This window comes from Syntrophotalea sp. (genome assembly GCF_050253115.1).
Lineage (GTDB): Bacteria > Desulfobacterota > Desulfuromonadia > Desulfuromonadales > Syntrophotaleaceae > Syntrophotalea > Syntrophotalea acetylenica.
On record NZ_JBFWJQ010000013.1, the window covers coordinates 34,540 to 36,682 of the forward strand.

Consider the following 2,143-nt stretch of genomic DNA (forward strand, 5'->3'; position numbering starts at 1 on the left):
TAGGTCCTGCGGGCGACCTCTTTCTCATAGTAGTAGCGATTTACATAGGACAGCTGCGTCGAGACCGCCAGGCCGAAGGGGAAGCGGTAACGCATGTCGAGGTTGGCGCGGTGACGGGCGCGTTCGGCCAGTTCGCGATCCAGCTCTTCGTCTTCGGTATTGAGATAAGTATAGTTGACCCCAACCCAGAAGCGCTCGGTGATATCGGCGCCCAGAGAGAATTCCACGCCCAGGATGTTGGCCTTGCCGACGTTGTAGTAGACCCTGTCGTCATACCCGGCCAGGTAATCCCGCACGATCAGGTCCTTGATGTCGTTATAGAAAAAAGCCACCGAGCCGCTGACCGCATCGTTGAAGGCATGACTTACGCCAACTTCATAGGCGATGGTTTCCTGGGGATCGAGATCCGGATTGCCGCCGACGGATTCACTGAAAAGTTCCTTGAGATGCGGGAAACGGATCTTTTTGCCGACCGAGCCGTGCAGCATGGTGCTGTCGGTAAGGTTGACGATTACGCCAAGCTGCGGGTTGAAGGCGTCGACGCTGTCAGGTACCGGCTGGCCGCTGGCCTTGCGGGGATCGAAATAGTCGTAGCTGGCGCCGACCGTGAATGCCAGCCAGTCGCTGACCCTGATTTCATCCTCCACACCGAAGGAGTAGGTGTCGGACTCGTATTCACCGGCATCTTCCCAGGAGCCACCCGGCGCCAGAATCTCCTCCTGTTTGGTATTGTCCCTCAGATAGCTCACGCCGACTTTGAGAAAGCTCCACTTGCCGAAATCCATGAAGGCCTGCAGCTCGCCACCAACGGAGTAGCCGTCATAGCTGGATTTATAAAACCAATCACGGTCATCCCACTCCGTTTCCAGCAGGGTGTCCTTGTGATCGACGTAAAAGCCGCGCGCCTTGACGCGCAGCATGTCATTGAAGCGGTGTTCGCCGACCAGGCTGATCTGCCATTGGCGCCACTCGTCAAAATACCAGCCGTCGGAAGGGATGCCTTTTTCGTTGTCGTGGTAATCGAAGGTGAGGTACAGCTTGGTATCATTGTTCGGCTCAAAGCCGAACTTGGTGTTGAAGGTATGCTGGAGATAGCCGCTGTCGTCCCGCAGGCCGCCGTCATCCTTGGTGTAGGTGCTGTATTGAGCCGCCCAGTAGTCCTCGTCGTAATCATCGGACAGGCGCCAGCCGTTGGAATGGCGGTAGGTATAGCCCAACCAGTAGTTGAACTTGCCGGCCGGCCCGCTGACGCTGGCACTGTAACGCTCCGTTCCGTAATCGCCCCAGGCCCCGGAAACGGTCGCACTTGGCTTGGCGCCCGCTTTTTTGGTGATGATGTTGATAACCCCGCCCATGGTATTGGAACCGTACAGCACCGAGGACGCACCTTTGGTGACCGTTATTTTAGCGATTGAATCGACGGGAATCTGGTCGAGGTCGAGGGTCCGGTAGTACTGTTCATGAACCGGCACGCCGTCGACCAGCACCTTGACGTCGCTCTGGTCAAAGCCGCGGATGCTCACGTAGTTCTGCGATTTACCCCCTTTTTGCACATCCACGCCCGGCAGCTGCTCAAGGGCCTCGGCCACGGTCTGCGCACCGCGCTGCTTGATGTCCTCCGCGGTGACTTCGGTGACCGTCGTCGCCAGGTTGACGACCTGCTCCTCGCCGCTGACAATAACCTCACCGAGAGTAAACACCTCATCGCTGGCGACCGTTTCCGCCGCCGCCGGGAAAAGCGGCATCAGGCAGACGGATAGCACCCAAGCCGCCATCCAGACTCGACTTTTTCTCATAACTCCTCCTTGTAAGATGCTGAAAATGCTTCAAACGCTTTTCAGTCGAAATGCAGCACATGGAAATATCCCGAGGAACGCTGGCTCCGCGCCAAGCGACAAATCCCTGGGAGTTAATTTTTGGTTGTCACGGTCAATACATAACGATAAGCATCGATAATGCCAAATCCAACGGTGTCTAACAGCCAAGGGAGAGAATTCAGATCGTCATAGCATTGAATAAGTCATGAGTGTGGAAGAATGGAAGCAAACCTGCGGCCGCCCCGGGGAGGTGGAGCGACCGCAAGCCCTCGCAAAAAATCTCCCAGTTCTCGCTGTATAGCAACTTGAATAACGCAATACAAGTA

General features: G+C 56.2%; 1 protein-coding gene. It reads right to left on the reverse strand.

All coding sequences use genetic code 11. From position 1 onward, the window contains the following. Positions 1 to 1,796, reverse strand: a 1,796-nt coding sequence (locus tag AB7E65_RS02840; protein ID WP_428745230.1) for a TonB-dependent receptor plug domain-containing protein, incomplete at its 3' end; no start/stop codon positions are given. Positions 1,797 to 2,143: the final 347 nt, after the last annotated feature.